The following is a 14,610-nucleotide window of genomic DNA, read 5'->3' on the forward strand; positions in this document are numbered from 1 at the left end:
GCATTATGGGCGCACTGATCTGGTCGCTGCAACCGAAGCAACGCAGTGCAGGCGAATCCACGGAGCTGTACAACGTGGATCGCGTCTCGCGCTCGGAAGGGCTGGATGCGCTGCCGACGGACTATTCCAAGCTGCCAGCGCTGCCGCCTGACGTGCCGGAGCTGGGGCCACCGCTGCCGGGTGATCTGGGGCCAGCCATCGTGAACTCGCAGCAGCCGGTCGCCGCCACCTATGCCGCGTCGGGCGACGACCCCAACGATGCGCTGCGCAAGGAGGCAGAAGCGGCGGCAGCTTCATCGGTATTCTTCCGCACAGGTTCCCCGCAGGCCGCGCCCGTAGCGCAGTCGCAGGTCGCTGCCGCACCAGGCTTCGCCGCCAATTCCGCTTTCGATCCGATGGCCGCAGGCCCGGCCTCGACGGCGGCCCAGCCTGCTGATCCGACTGCCGTGCAGAACCGGCAAGACCAGAAAGAGGCGTTCCTAAAAGGTGGTTCCACGGAAACCCGTAATTCCGGCAATCTGACCCTGCCGGCTTCGCAGTATCAGGTCATGGCCGGAACGGTGGTCGCTGGGGCGCTGGTGACGGGCATCAAGTCGGACTTGCCGGGCGACGTGATCGCCACGGTGACGGAGCCGATCTACGACACGGCCACCGGCAAGTTCCTGCTGATCCCACAGGGTTCGCGCATCCTGGGCAAGTACAACAGCCAAGTCAGCTACGGTCAGAGTCGCGTGCAGGTGGTGTGGAACCGCATCATCCTGCCGGACACGTCTTCGCTCACGCTCGACAACCTGATCGGCACCGACCCGGCGGGCTACGCCGGTCTGGAAGACGACGTGGACTGGCATTGGGATCGGATCTTTGCAGGTGCCGTGCTGACCACGCTGCTGGGTGTCGGTGCCGAACTGGCTGCACCTGAGAACCGCCAGGACGGCGATCGCGTCATCATCGCCGGGCGCGACAGCCTGCAGGACACCGTGAACCAGGTCGGCCAGGAAGTGACCCGGCGCAATCTCAACATCCAACCCACGCTGACCAGCCGCCCCGGTTTGCCGGTGCGCATCATCCTCAACCGCGATCTGGTGCTACGGCCTTATCAGCCGCTGTTCTTCAACAAGGGGACTTCTCGATGAGCACGACCAAGAAACTGCGGCTGGGGCCGCTACCCAAGACCGAAAGCGTCAAGCTGACCTTCGCTTGCCCGGCCAGCTTGAAAGCCGATCTCGACCGCTATGCCGCGCTGCATGCGCAGGCGTATGGCGAGGCGGTCGATGCCTCGGCGCTGATCCCGCACATGCTGGAGGCGTTCATGGCGGGGGATCGGGGATTCAGGAAAGGAAACGGCAGCAAGGCCGTGCCACCGAAGCCAAGCTGAAGATGCACTAGAACCAGACTGACCATCCCTCGAACGCGCAGCCCAACGCTGCGCGTTCTTCGTTCTGGATAGGCTGCGAGGGAATCGGCTAAGATGACTGAACAAGCCTGCCAGCCATTGGCAATCTCCATCGCTGCAACGCGACTCGACTCTCTTTCTCCAGGCTCTTATGTGGCTCCCAGCCCACAATGCCGCATCCTCTGCGAACGGCATGAAACAGAGCTAACCTATTGCCCCGTATATGGTTTCAAGCTTCGCGTGATTTCAACACAATGCTTGACGCCAGCCATATTTTATGCCTGAGCCTGTTAACTTCCATTACGGTAATGGCCAAAATCAAAAATACACCGGTAATCATCAATGAATTCGCAAATTTTATATAAACCGGATGCCCTGAAAACTGCTGATGGATATGCACAGTTAGAACCATTAGGCTAATGCATTCAAATAAACCTTTAGCCAGCTTCTGGACTCCTGAATGCCAACTTCGATAATGCCGTATGCCCCAGAAAAAATGCAGCAATAACTTATCAGTATGAAGCAATCCGTCATCATCCCGATAAGGTCTGGTATTAATGCATTACTGAGGACTAAAGCTAAGGTGGTGATAAAAGTAAGCCCAATTAGACTGCTGAAGGTAATTAGTGAACCGTGGCCATTCATATTGATGATCCTACTATGGCTAAATTGAACGGGATATCTATGAGTTAAAACTTATAATAATTATAGAAGTTTTGTAGTAATAAATGTATATATTGCTAAATTAATTAAATAAAATAATGGTTGTTTAATTTAAGCAGTGCTGACATCGTTATAGGCTTAACAATTCAACCCATGCTCATCTCAATCCTACCCTACTGAATATCCGGAAAAGCGGTTTAATGAGTTTGCTTGCTTACTTGCCAAAATAGCAAAGCCTGCATATAAGCAGGCTTCACAGGTTTAATTCTAATAGTGGTATCGGCATTGAAGTATAGTCAGTGTTTCATCCGTAACCTGATAAACCAGCCGATGTTCCTCATTGATCCGGCGTGACCAGTACCCTACGAGATCATACTTTAGCGGTTCCGGTTTTCCAATCCCTTCAAATGGATGACGCTTGATATCCTTGATAAGCCCGTTAATACGCTTTAATAATTTTTTATCATTGTGTTGCCAGTATAAATAATCTTCCCAGCCATTATCCGTCCACGCCAACATCATCTTCAACTAACTCCTTATACTGGGTTTTACCAGCACCGATTTGATTGATAGATTCGCGCAAACGTTCTGCATTCTTTGGGCTCTTAAACAGGTAAGCAGTTTCCTGAAAAGCAGTGAAATCATCAAGGCTAATCAGGACAGCAGGCGTACCATTTTGCCGCGTAATTAGAACTGGAACATGGTTCTCTTCCACACGGTCAAGTGTGGCAGCTAGATTTTTGCGCAAATCCGAATAATTAATAACTTCCATTTTGGCCTCCTAATAAGCCAAATACTTCATAACTAGACATCCACTGCAAACCTGACATCACCATGCAGCTGGATTCACACATATATGTTTTCACATGGCTTCATTGTACAATAATGCGTACAATGAAGCCATATAATTTTTGAATTTTGTTTGTCATGAAGGGGCTGGCCAGTAATCTAAATGATGGACTTTACATGAGGTAGTAGGTGTGTGAGTGAACAGCAATTGGCCTGCCCTGATGTCTATTAAAAATATTTGACTTTTATTTTTATGCTGTTAATTTAATAGCTGAGCATCTGTACTATGCCTGTCAGTCCACCACTCAACTTTCATATTGAGTTGGCGAATATCCCTTTGTGATAATGTATCTGTCTATCTAAGACTAAATTTACTATCCTTATTTTATGCCATAAGGGTGACGTGGACTGCACAATTAAAATGGCGAATTATAAGGCTAGCACTCATGCAAAACCCAATTTTCCCGTCCGGACTTTCTGTCAAAAGAGCAAAAAAGCTTGCAAAAGAACTGGTTAAATCAGGACAGGCACCAGACCACACTACTGCGCTAGATTCAATTTCCATCAAAGAACTCAATGTGCCATGGGCTTATGCCATGGCACAACTGCGGCAGCGTGAAGTATCCCCAAATTATTTGATTACCCTAGCTGATATCGAAAAAGTCATGCAGGATGAGCCATTGTTAAGCCACAATGGTTTTGGTTTTGATGATTCATACCCTGACTATTTTTATAAGCTGTATGCTTATGGAAAATCCAAGGCAGAGTATTTGCAAGGATTCAAGGAAGATAGGCAAAAACTAAAACAAGCCCTTGATGAGTGCCAACGATGCTGCCTATACCTGCAACATCTCAAAAAAATTAAAACTGTCCGTTATAACCTTGGTAGCTACGGACTAAAGCATAGTGCTGAAAGATACCATCGTGCCCTAAAGCTGTTTGATCAGTCCTATGTTTCAAATGGTGCTTTAATCTGTGCTGCAATTCATATGGGATTTAAAGTCATCAGGCAGGATGAGGATAGTCCAAATGCATGGATTTGTGCGAGTTTGCAGTCTGATATCTTGATCTGGGAAAAAATGCTGAACAGGCAAGGTAACTTGCTGCCCTCTGCTGAGCGAAGGCTCATAGAACGGGTAACACGTAATATTGGACTTTCGCTTGAACCGGAAGCTTCTTAACTATTTAGTACGGTTGATCCGTCGAACTGGCACTTGCTAATCTGTAATGCAAAGCATAGCGGTTGCCTAATACTGGCCAGTAAACTGAGTTTTGGTTCTGTGCAATCCTGCTTAACCGGATTGGCCTGATGGATGGTTTTTTGGATGCCCAAAATATTGGCATGTAAACCTGTATGGGATGGGGTGCTGCTTCGCACCCTATCTTTAATCAATTGGTCACTGATTCAATTAATAGTGCAAAACCTACGCCTATGGTAAGTTTTGGAGTGGCTGCTTTTAGCGCAGCCATAATGACAGCAAGGGTATAAGGCTTTATTTTTTTAATCGTCCAGCTCGCCCTACCGTATGCAAGCCATAATGGGAGTTTTGGAGTTACCCTATTTTAACTTGAAGCTTAAACTAATAATAAAGTATAACTGGAAACGTTAATATATTGCCAAATTAATTTAAAATGAATTATAATGTATTCCCTAAGTAATAGGATGTTAATTTTAGTGAAAGAGATAGGCTTTTATTCCGGTGTCCGGATGTTACAGGCATTGATTTTTACCTTGATAGTAGCCATGGTAGTCATTGGACTGATTTATAATGTTTTCTGCAACACATGGATTACTGGGATTTAAATTATAATGCTTACTCAAAGCCACATGCGCAGTTAAAATAAAATGAACTTGCAAGAAATCCCACAGGTTTGCAGTGATGTTGATGTAGGCAAAGAAGTCGAAAAAATTATTGAAATCGCTATCACCATCCGTGGCCTATTTTTAAATATCCTTAAGGCCAGTACCTATACTGATAACACCAATGGTTCCTGTGCCTATGCCTGCTATTTTGCAAAGTATGCGCTTGATAAGTTTACTGACTTCCGAACTGCCTATAGGGGCGGTGATGGAAATGGTGATGGCGGCTATATAGACGCCCACGGAAATTTCCATGGGCATTACTGGCTGGAAGTTTTAACTGCGGCCGGTAGCTATATCATTGACATAACAGCTGACCAGTTCGGTGATAAACCTGTGGTTGTATTAGCTTTAAACCAGACTAGCCATTATGTTGCGGGTTGCCAGAAGACGGTGGATGAACATTTTACGGATTTCTTGGCACCGCTGGCGTCTCATTTTGAATAGCCAATAACAGTTAATGTCTAATTTGCATTAAGCTATCAATCATAAAATAATTCGGGGACTTATTGGCCTGTGACATTTGCCAGTCTGCCTTATTTTTTGAACAATTAGCAATATCGACTGTATCCCGACCAAATTTCTGGTTAATTGCATCCAGCACATCTGAAAGGTTCTGCCGTTTCTCCAGTAATTCCCGATCGGTAAATAGGCTTGGTAAAAATTTGGAACGTGGCACCATATTCAAAAGGACAATACCGGCTTTTTTATATTTAAAGCCTTCTTTATAGATTTTACTTAAACCTCGTGATGCTGCCTTAATAATGAGCAGGCGGTCATCTGTTGCTTCGGTAAGGTTCACAATAATATAAGGATGATAGGCCGCTTGCGGGTTAAATCTATTGGTATGAATGAATACCCCAATGGAGTTGGTCAGCAGCTGCTGGCCACGCAACTTTTCAATGGCACGTAAGGCAAAGAAGTTCAATGCTTCCTGTAGTATGGGTAGTTCAGTAACGTAACTACCAAAGGATCGGCTACAGACTATTTGCTGCCGATCCGGCACTACCTCTTCGAGTTCAAGGCAGCAAGTGCCATTGAGCTCAAGGACAGTGCGTTCCATTACCACACTAAAATGACTACGAATATACTTGGGTTCTACATTCATCAAATCCATGACAGTATGGATATTAAGTGTTTTCAGTTTGGCAGCATGGCGACGCCCTACCCCCCATACTTCCTTGGTATCCAGTTTTGTCAGGAATGCTTCAGTATGTATTGGATCGATGGCCAGCATATTGTAGACCCCATTAAATGCAGGGTTTTTTTTGGCCAGATGATTGGCAATTTTTGCAAGCGTCTTACTGGTTCCAATTCCGATACAGACGGGTAAGCCCAGCCATTGCAGTATGGTATTCCGGATTTCATGGGCATAGTCAGTCAGGTTGATCCGGTTCTGATGATGGGTTAATTCAAGAAAGCATTCATCGATTGAATAAATTTCCTGTTCACCTGTTCCAACATAATGTGATAACACACTCATGAACCGCTTGGACATTTCGCCATACAGCGCATAATTGCTACTTAGTACAGCAATGTGATGCTGGCGGATCATATCCCTGAGCTGGAAGACAGGTTGACCCATCTTGATCCCAAGCTGCTTGGCCTCTTCACTGCGTGCGACAACACACCCATCATTATTTGATAATACAATCACAGGTCGGCATAGCAAGCTAGGATTAAATAGGCGCTCGCAACTTACGTAGCAATTATTGATATCAACAATCGCAAAAACCCTTTCCTTTGGATAGCTGGCCATTATTTTTGCTGGTAAAGCTTTTTAAGGTTCCAGCGAACCACACCCCAGACTGCGATGGTCTCTTCAGGTTTTGGGAAAATATGGTCGTATTCAGGATTCTCTGCCTTCAGCCAGACACTGGGTAAAGTTTCCAGTTTAGGCTCATTATCAAGTATTTCCTGAATTTCCTGCTTGCTCATTTTTGCGGTCTGCATCAGGCGCTTAATGGTCAGGTCTTTAGAGTTGATCACGGCCACAATGATATCGTTATGCTTGGCCTCAACACTCCGGTCAATGATAATCAGGTCATCCATGTCCAGTCCGGCACCCAGCATTGACAAGGTTCTAATTCGGCTTAAAAAGCTGGCTTCCGCATTAGGAACGAGAATCTGGTTCATGTCACATAGCTCTTCAACATAATCCTGCGCCGGTGATGGAAAACCAGCGGGGATAGTTTCAAGTGCCAGTGGGATTGCTATGCGGGTAGAGGGATAAATTGGACTAAAATCAGTGGTGCTTAAGAACTTGTCAAGGTTAACCAGTAGTTGATTAATTGTTGGCGATGGCTTGCCATTTGTCCCCATTAACTGTTCCAGCTTTGTAAAAGCAGGATCAGAAAAATATATGGCAATACGCTTGGTAGTGCCTTGCTCTAATGTTGGCTCGGTCAAGATATGCTCCTACGCTACAAGGCGTTTTTGGATGCTTGGTGTTACAGTGTAAATTATCTTATTGCCACAAAGCAGAAATTACAATTGGGCATCTGACGAATGCAATCAAATGTTTACTTAAGACTGGCTTAGTGTAGAAGCTATATCAAGCTAATACCCACATATCAAAATTAAAATATTTATTAAATAAAACTGTATGTACAGTATTATAAAAATTGTTAAGGATGATTATATTTGCTGGAATATTTTTAAATTAAATGTTAGGAATAATATACCCTTTTAAGAGATTAACGTGTTATGGAAAATTATCTATTTTCAGGCTGCAAAAATATGATGGACTGGTCAGCACCAGCATTTATTGTAGGCGTTTTTGGTATTCTCGGGATGTTTCTAGCAAAAGCGTCTTATGATGTAATAATCGGTTTTAAATCAACTTTAATGTTGGCAATAGTCAATGATCACCTGCAATTTTTCGCAAGGATTCCATTTTATGTATTATTGCTGAGTCTAATATTTGGTGTACTGCTTTCTGTCACCCTATATAAAAAATATTAGTATTAATTTATATATCCATTAATAGTATGGTTTTATATTTTTATTATGTATGGCAGCTTTAATAATAGCTGCCTTTAAATATTTAGTGATTTCTATAATTACAGAAAGAATGATCCAGTAATGAATAAATATTTTTGTCAGCAAAAAAATACAGGAATGAAAAAAATTTTCTTTTTAAAAAAAGATGGCAAGAAATTTAGTTGTTTTGACTTTGCTGCGGGCACCCTGCCTACCTGTAACAATCGTACTATTGAGGCTTTCACCCCAAGCATAACGATAATGCTTTATTTTGTCTTTCGACCGATAAAATCAGTGAGTATACCGATTACCTGTTTGACCTACTCAATGATAGACTGTTACACAGTGGCATGACATGGGATCAGATCAACTTGGCATGTTTAAGTCAGGAACAATTAGATCAAGTGAATGCGGCTATAGCGGAACGACTTCACTATTTGCAGGAGGATTTCAGGGTAATACAGCATGAATATAGCAAAATGGCTCAGGCTGGCTTGCCTGATCAGGTGGAATCAACCCTGCAATGGTATTTATATTCAAATTAAAACAGGTACATAATTATGATAATTGATCAAACAAAAGCAACTGTCGGCATGTTTGTTTTGGTGCCCTCTATCCAGCAATATAGTCATGTGGTCAGTAACTACGGGATTATCACTGCAATTGAGGGAGCTTTTTATCTATTCCATTACCCAGATGCCTTGGAGAGTGAAAAGCCAATCCGAGTGAAAAAGGCTGATGCGATCGTGGTAGATACTATTGAGCATGCAGTATTGATTATTCAAAAAGATAACCAGTTAATTGAGGAATTTAACGAGCTTATACAGATCAGGGAGCAGCAGTGGCAGGAGTTTATGGCAGTTCAGCCCCATTAACAGTTCTGTGAAAGTCGTGATAAGAGCCTGCAAAAGCGGGCTCGGTTATACCCATTAAAGTAACTACAGGATAATAAATGTCTGCCCTACTGCCAGTGACAAGCCCTTTGTTACGGCCGATCACCTATAGCACTCCCATGGTATTGGCTATCGATAAAGGCATCAAGTCAGTGACACGCAGGCAGGTACATTTACCTGTAACGCTTTCATCATTTGCAGAGTTTCACCATCTGGATGTCATTGGCCAAGCAGTTTTTACCGATGGAACTGTTATTCCCTGCCCGTATGGAAAAGTTGGGGACTTGTTGTATATTCGGGAAGAGCATTACAGATACGGTCACTGGGAAGAAATTGAAGGGGTATTGACTCCCACTGGCCAGCAGAAATGGAAATTCGTAGCAGACAGCATAGAAGTTTTATTTGATCCTCCAGTTAGCTACCGGAAAGGCCTGCGCAAGAATGACCCCTATACACCCTCATGGTATAAGCGTTTGGCTCGCTTTATGCCAAAGGTATTTGTACGAACAGTCCTTAAGGTAAAACAGGTTAGGCTTGAATATTTACAGGATATTAGTGAGCAGGATGCAGTTGCCGAAGGTATTTTTAAAACCCTGAATATAGCGACCGACATATACCAATATTCGGCATTTGACGGATTTGGGCATTACTATAGTGGCATTAATGCACCCATTCATGCATTCAGGGATTTATGGGAATATATTAATGGCATGGGGAGCTGGCAGGCTAACCCCTTGGTGTGGGTAGTCGAGTTTCAAAAAACATCACTGAGCCCTACCCTATCTTAACTCTCCTGAGATTGGGTAAAGGGATGCTCAATAAAATATTCTTTGAGCCAGTCGCATATAACGCAAACCCGTTCATAAGCCAGCTCAAATGATATTTTGTCATTAGCGTAGCTTAGGTTATCAGCAAAGCGCTGGTAATCTGCTGCCCACGCCCTATTGCCGTTTAAGTTATCAAGCATGGTGTTTAGTCGTTGTACTGGATCAGCAATCCCTAGATTTCCTCCACGCGAGGAATCGTCAACGAGAATTGTTTTGGCTAGCCCACAGAATTCAGCTTTTCTGGGCTCAATTAAATCGATAATCTTGGCCAGATCATGTAAGTGACGAATAATGCTTGGATCAAAACGGGGATCATCGCGGTCACTGGAGCATATGCGCCATGCGAGTGCACTGATTTTATCGCTGGCAGTTTCCACGACATCAACGCATTCAAAATCAGGTGCATATTCAGCTAAAAATTTATCAAGATTTTCTATTTTAATGCGATTATTACGGCTCTTGTCCATGATGCCAAATTTCAAGAACGCAGAATCAATTTCTGAACTTAGCTTACGAGTAACACTTGCAAGGTAAGGGGGGCGATAGCCAACCTCAAGCTTGATATGGCGACGTATCCCACTGTGGGCTGTAGGTGGGAAAACTGTCGGGTAATCAAAGTTCAGGGTATAACCAAAGCTATTGCGATCACCTTCAGGCGCTAACGTAAATCCATTGGCGTTAAGATATGCAATAAGCTGTCCACGGTGCTCACTACGCTTTTTCTTGCTAGTCCCTTCCGCAACGATCATCTTGAAATCGATGTCTTCTGAAAAACGCTCCAATGCCATGTATCCTTTTGATAAGGAAGTACCACCTGAAAAGACCAGTTTGATATCATCTTCCTGAGCATTAAATTCTTTTAGTAAGGACAGGGCAACTGTGACATAGAAGTTCTTTTCAATTAATTCAGGGGCTACACCAGAAAATGCAGCCACTGTTTCAAAGTGTTGTTGTTCAAACTGTAGCTGAGTTAACTCGCTCATAATTTAAATAAATTCCGTTATAACCAAGTTTCCGAGTCACCCTGCCCTTTACAGCAACAGTACGGCCAGTAGGAACTTGGGTTGTTTTGCCCATATTATTTTCTTGCTCGGCTATCGACAAACCAACTTCGACACCAAGACGTTTTAATGCTTCCTTAAGCGTGTTGAGGCCTTTCTCTGGCACTACTGCACCGCTTATAGGGTTCACAATCGCACGTGCATAAACCCCACGCCCGATCCTGACAATTTTTTTACGTTCACATAGATTATTTAGTGCCCGACCAATTTGTTTGTCGCTTCCGAAATCTTTTAAGTCACCACGTAAAATCACCTCACAATTTCTGCGAGCTATACTACGTCTAATGCTGTCTTCAACTGTATTGGATTTCATCATGCCACTCCAACTTTACAAGAATAATTTATGATTAAGATATTGATGCAAGTTATGGTCTTCATTATGCCATGAAACCTTTCAACTGCAATGCTTTTAACAAATATTTAATGTTCATTTTGGTTAAGGTGGATTAAGGTTTTTTCATCTAGTGCACGACAGATAATGAAGCAAGAAATACAGTATAATATATTGCCAAATAAATTAAAAAAGCTGTATAATGGGCCTATGTTAAATAGCTGGTTATACCCATGAATGCATTAGTGAAAGTAAGTAACGGTCTCACTGACCAGAATTATCTCAACAATAAACTGGCCGATTTCAACCGCCATGCCCTCATGATTGAACAGGCCTGCTCATCGGTTTCAGGCTGCTGGCATTACCTCCTTAAAAGTGCTGGGAAAAACAATTATGGTACTTTCAATCAATCAAACGCCTTGGGAATTTTATCGGCCGAATATTGGGCAAGCGTTTTTAAGGAAAACAACCTGTATGAAATCCTGCCCATCAATATAAAAAATGACTGGATCAACAGGATTGGTGATTATAACTGCCCTGAATTTAACCGTGAGAACGTTGCCGAGGTAATCAAGGGTTTATACCTCAATTTTGATATTTACCTTCTGGATCGGGTTGAAAATGTGTTTAAGGGTCTTTCTGGGGCACATGTGACTAACAGTCCCATGGGATTTAATAAAAGAATGATTTTCTCTGGAAATAGATCAGAGCACATTGATGAGCTACGCAAAATCTTGCAGCAACTCAATGGAAAATCCGCAAAAATCCATCCCATGCATATGATATTAAGTGACCTCTTCCCTTATCTTGGTGGCCACAATAATTATGGGGTCTGGCATACCATTGATGCAGGGGTCATTCGATTCAAAAAGTTCAAAAACGGTAATGTCCATCTTGAGGTTAATCCTGAAATCGCTTGGAGGCTGAATGAACTATTGGCCAAGCGATATCCAATGGCCTTACCGGAATCTGTCCGAAGAAAGCCTGTCAAGGTTGATAAAACTTTTGAATTGCGTGAATGCAGTATCAGCATGGAAGTTGCCAAACTCCTTTCATTTCGTGATATCCGTGCTTACCAAAATGATGGTCATATACCCAAACGTGAATATCTGGAAGGCATGACTCATTGTCTATGTCTTGGTAGTCATGGCATTAATCAGTTGACTGCTGACCAGCGTGCAGAACTTGATACAGTGATTGAAGCCCTTGAGGGAACGCGGATGAATACCACCGCCTTTTTCCCCTATAGTCCAGCACAGGCTTTACTACATATCCAGCATAACCGGCGTTTGCCGGATCAAAAGTCCTACCAGTTTTATCCCACCCAACAGGCTATGGTTGAGGAAATGCAGCAGTTCATGAATATTGAGCCGCATCATACTGTGTTAGAACCGGAAGCCGGCACAGGGAGCATTGCAATTAGTTTTCCGCAGGAATGCCCTGCAACACTGGTTGAAATCTCTTCCCTGCGCTGCAAGATTCTGGAAGAGAAAAAATATCCGAAGCAAAAAGTAGTTTGTGCTGACTTTATTGCATGGGCGAAAACAACGGGTGAGCGTTTTGACCGGATCATGATGAACCCGCCATTTAGCGAGGGGCGGGCTGAATTACATGTTAAAACAGCCGCAGGGCTGCTTGCCAAAGAGGGAGAGCTGGTGGCTATTGTTCCGGCAAGCTTGATTAACAAGACACTGGTTGATGGATTCAAGCACACCTATTCTCGTGTTTATCAGAATGCATTCTTGGATACGGGTGTCAATGTGGTTATCCTGCACCTAAAACACAATTAAATTGCCACAAACACAGATACAGGCTTGCACTGGCCATTAGTGGCCAGCCGGAGACCAGCAAAATGCTGCTTGACATGAGTAGGTTACTTGAGCAGGCATTGACCCTCTGGATTGACCTGCTCCAGATTGATGAAAATATGACAACTGGTTCAAGCGAGCAATTTAAGAACAGGGATCAGGTCAGGACAATTCGAGAGACCCTAGTGCGGGATAGCAGTGGGGTAACTGCATTATTTTTACTGAAAAACAGTGTGAGCCATTACTTGGCCAATACTGCCATTTCATTGCAGCAAATCATTAATGGCGATAGGGATTATCTCAATACCTTGAGTCAGGTTCAATCGCTGCTGAAATTACTGGATAATGAGGTACTTAACGAACATGGTCACCAGTTCATGGAGGCTATTAATTTAGCCCTGCTTCATTACCAGCTCAATGGCAACAAGGTCTTGCGGACACTGGTTGATGATGGCCACACCATCTGGAAAATGCGGCATGAGGCCTTATACTCTGTTGAGAAACTGAATGTATTCCAGTTTCTGTCTGGTGAGCCGGAGCCTGCCGGAGTCAAGCCGCAATACCATAAGGATATTTATGACTGGTGGAATATCAATTCCCTGTTGTCTGGATCAGTGGGCATGCCTTCTGGTATCTCCCTTATTATTGAAATATTATTTGTAGGTGGATATTGAGTTATGGGTAAGCCCTCACAAGCCCTAGTTAAACAGTTTATTGATGATTCTCTTGCTGATCAATGGGCTTCTTTTGTATTGCCAGATACTACTATTCTTGCTGAAACTGGTCAGTTCATAATGGCAAATGTGCCACCCCAGCGTGGACATTGTGCAATGCTGAGTTCAGCGTGGGCGATGATGTTAAGAGAAAACTTTGATATCCCTGCCCTTGTTGTGTGTGGTGATTTATATGCTGGCCAGCAACTAATTTTTAAAAGTAAAAATAATATCCCTGATTTTTCAGCTAAAGCGCCAAATCAGGTGGTTTCCTTTGAAGTTGACGGACATTGCTGGCTTGATATAGGGGGCTATATTTGTGATCTTTCAATTTTTAGGACAGCTTATGCAATTGATCAGGAACATGCCTTGGCCAAGTTCGTAAATCAACGATTCGGTGCCGGCCGCGGAATTTTTATATGCCCATATGAGCTACTAGGCAGCAGTGGTTTTAAGTATGTCCCTAAATCTGTCTTGAAGGATTCCCAAGTTGAAGCACTATGGCAGGGTTTAGGATACCAGATCAGGAGTGGACAACTATAGTTAGTCCACCATACAAAAAATATAATAATATATAGCCTAATAAATAAAAAAGGCAGTATAATAGTTTTATTGATATTTAGACTGATAAGGTACATCTATGACAAAAACAGAAATTTTACGCAGCTGGCATGATAAGACTGTAAAAATTGTCACAAGCAATATGCCATGCTTTGAAGATGTTGATGCAATGCGCCAAGAAATACAGTCTTGGTTAGACAAGGAAGGATTATCCCTTGACGAAAATGACGATGAGTTTTTTTGTATAGAAAACCCTGACCGTTATTGGAAAAAACCCAAAATGCCACGGGAATTTACTGCCAAAATCTGCTTACGCCCCAAAGAGGTCATTTGCAGGTACCAACGCAATCAAGAGATTGTTACAGCTTATTTTCCTGTTAAAAATTTTAAGATTGCCCAAGAAGGACTGTGTGCTATCAATGGTTCAGGGGGGGAATATACATTTAAGCTCCTTCAGGAGAGCGACTAGATTATAAAATGCTATGCCTAATAGCAAGGTTTACCGTATCAGTAATCCGTTCTATATAGAGTATAGAAAACCTAATCAGTGATTAGAAAATAAAGTAATCCATATACGTACCCTTTTTAAAAATAGGCATAGCGCACCTACCCCGAACTGCTTTAGCACCGAAAATAAAAATTAATCCAATTGTTTATATTGCCATATTAATTTATAGTTAAAATATTAAGAGATACTTAAAATTTCCTATGGTTCTAGGGACTTTTTA

General features: G+C 43.2%; 17 protein-coding genes. 11 read left to right on the top strand and 6 right to left on the bottom strand.

The genetic code is table 11. From position 1 onward, the window contains the following. Positions 1-1,133: TrbI/VirB10 family protein (locus BKE30_RS14495; RefSeq protein WP_143253787.1), on the top strand; the 1,133-nt coding region annotated here is incomplete at its 5' end. Beyond that, on the top strand, positions 1,130-1,375 hold the full coding sequence (locus BKE30_RS14500; RefSeq protein ID WP_008294947.1) for a DUF2274 domain-containing protein: 246 nt from the start codon (positions 1,130-1,132) through the stop codon (positions 1,373-1,375). The genes BKE30_RS14495 and BKE30_RS14500, both read left to right, overlap by 4 nt. A 948-nt stretch (positions 1,376-2,323) precedes the next feature. Here BKE30_RS14500 and BKE30_RS14515 read toward each other — a convergent pair. After that, on the bottom strand, positions 2,324-2,578 hold the full coding sequence (locus BKE30_RS14515; protein WP_076879284.1) for a Txe/YoeB family addiction module toxin: 255 nt from the start codon (positions 2,576-2,578) through the stop codon (positions 2,324-2,326). Beyond that, on the bottom strand, positions 2,556-2,828 hold the full coding sequence (locus BKE30_RS14520) for a type II toxin-antitoxin system Phd/YefM family antitoxin (protein WP_076879285.1): 273 nt from the start codon (positions 2,826-2,828) through the stop codon (positions 2,556-2,558). The genes BKE30_RS14515 and BKE30_RS14520 overlap by 23 nt, the downstream gene beginning before the upstream one ends. A 463-nt stretch (positions 2,829-3,291) precedes the next feature. Between BKE30_RS14520 and BKE30_RS14525 the strand changes: the two genes are divergently transcribed. Together BKE30_RS14525 and BKE30_RS14535 are read left to right on the top strand one after the other, a co-directional pair. Continuing rightward, on the top strand, positions 3,292-4,026 hold the full coding sequence (locus tag BKE30_RS14525; protein WP_083698605.1) for a hypothetical protein: 735 nt from the start codon (positions 3,292-3,294) through the stop codon (positions 4,024-4,026). A gap of 665 nt (positions 4,027-4,691) precedes the next feature. Beyond that, positions 4,692-5,153, top strand: a complete 462-nt coding sequence (locus BKE30_RS14535; RefSeq protein ID WP_083698606.1) for a hypothetical protein — start codon at positions 4,692-4,694, stop codon at positions 5,151-5,153. 10 nt (positions 5,154-5,163) lie between these two features. On the opposite strand, the gene BKE30_RS14540 is transcribed toward BKE30_RS14535, so the two are convergent. Further along, complete coding sequence (locus BKE30_RS14540; protein ID WP_076879287.1) at positions 5,164-6,465, bottom strand: Y-family DNA polymerase; 1,302 nt, start codon at positions 6,463-6,465, stop codon at positions 5,164-5,166. Then, positions 6,465-7,115: a LexA family protein gene (locus BKE30_RS14545; protein ID WP_319822930.1), complete on the bottom strand. Its 651-nt coding sequence runs from the start codon at positions 7,113-7,115 to the stop codon at positions 6,465-6,467. Before BKE30_RS14545 ends, BKE30_RS14540 begins: the two co-directional genes overlap by 1 nt. 330 nt (positions 7,116-7,445) lie before the next feature. On the opposite strand from BKE30_RS14545, the gene BKE30_RS14550 reads away from it, so the two are divergent. From BKE30_RS14550 to BKE30_RS14570, 3 genes are all read left to right on the top strand, one after another. Further along, positions 7,446-7,670: a hypothetical protein gene (locus BKE30_RS14550; RefSeq protein WP_076879288.1), complete on the top strand. Its 225-nt coding sequence runs from the start codon at positions 7,446-7,448 to the stop codon at positions 7,668-7,670. 578 nt (positions 7,671-8,248) lie between these two features. Beyond that, complete coding sequence (locus tag BKE30_RS14565; RefSeq protein ID WP_076879291.1) at positions 8,249-8,563, top strand: hypothetical protein; 315 nt, start codon at positions 8,249-8,251, stop codon at positions 8,561-8,563. Between the two features lie 77 nt (positions 8,564-8,640). Then, positions 8,641-9,369: a hypothetical protein gene (locus tag BKE30_RS14570; RefSeq protein ID WP_076879292.1), complete on the top strand. Its 729-nt coding sequence runs from the start codon at positions 8,641-8,643 to the stop codon at positions 9,367-9,369. On the opposite strand, the gene BKE30_RS14575 is transcribed toward BKE30_RS14570, so the two are convergent. Then, entirely contained in the window at positions 9,366-10,391 is a 1,026-nt protein-coding gene (locus tag BKE30_RS14575; protein WP_076879293.1) for a nucleotidyl transferase AbiEii/AbiGii toxin family protein, read from the bottom strand. The genes BKE30_RS14570 and BKE30_RS14575 overlap by 4 nt on opposite strands. Next, the gene (locus BKE30_RS14580; RefSeq protein ID WP_076879294.1) at positions 10,363-10,785 is read right to left on the bottom strand and encodes a DUF6088 family protein; all 423 of its coding nucleotides are present in this window, start codon (positions 10,783-10,785) and stop codon (positions 10,363-10,365) included. The genes BKE30_RS14575 and BKE30_RS14580 overlap by 29 nt, the downstream gene beginning before the upstream one ends. Before the next feature lie 248 nt (positions 10,786-11,033). On the opposite strand from BKE30_RS14580, the gene BKE30_RS14585 reads away from it, so the two are divergent. The 4 genes from BKE30_RS14585 to BKE30_RS14600 all read left to right on the top strand — a co-directional run bounded on the left by BKE30_RS14585 (position 11,034) and on the right by BKE30_RS14600 (position 14,351). Further along, the gene (locus tag BKE30_RS14585; RefSeq protein ID WP_076879295.1) at positions 11,034-12,590 is read left to right on the top strand and encodes a class I SAM-dependent methyltransferase; all 1,557 of its coding nucleotides are present in this window, start codon (positions 11,034-11,036) and stop codon (positions 12,588-12,590) included. Between the two features lie 74 nt (positions 12,591-12,664). After that, complete coding sequence (locus BKE30_RS14590) at positions 12,665-13,282, top strand: hypothetical protein (protein WP_143253790.1); 618 nt, start codon at positions 12,665-12,667, stop codon at positions 13,280-13,282. A 3-nt stretch (positions 13,283-13,285) separates the two neighbouring features. Then, entirely contained in the window at positions 13,286-13,864 is a 579-nt protein-coding gene (locus BKE30_RS14595; protein WP_076879297.1) for a hypothetical protein, read from the top strand. A gap of 97 nt (positions 13,865-13,961) precedes the next feature. Next, complete coding sequence (locus BKE30_RS14600) at positions 13,962-14,351, top strand: hypothetical protein (protein WP_076879298.1); 390 nt, start codon at positions 13,962-13,964, stop codon at positions 14,349-14,351. The last annotated feature ends 259 nt before the right edge of the window (positions 14,352-14,610 follow it).

This window comes from Alkanindiges hydrocarboniclasticus (assembly GCF_001982605.1).
Taxonomy (GTDB): Bacteria; Pseudomonadota; Gammaproteobacteria; order Pseudomonadales; family Moraxellaceae; genus Alkanindiges; species Alkanindiges hydrocarboniclasticus.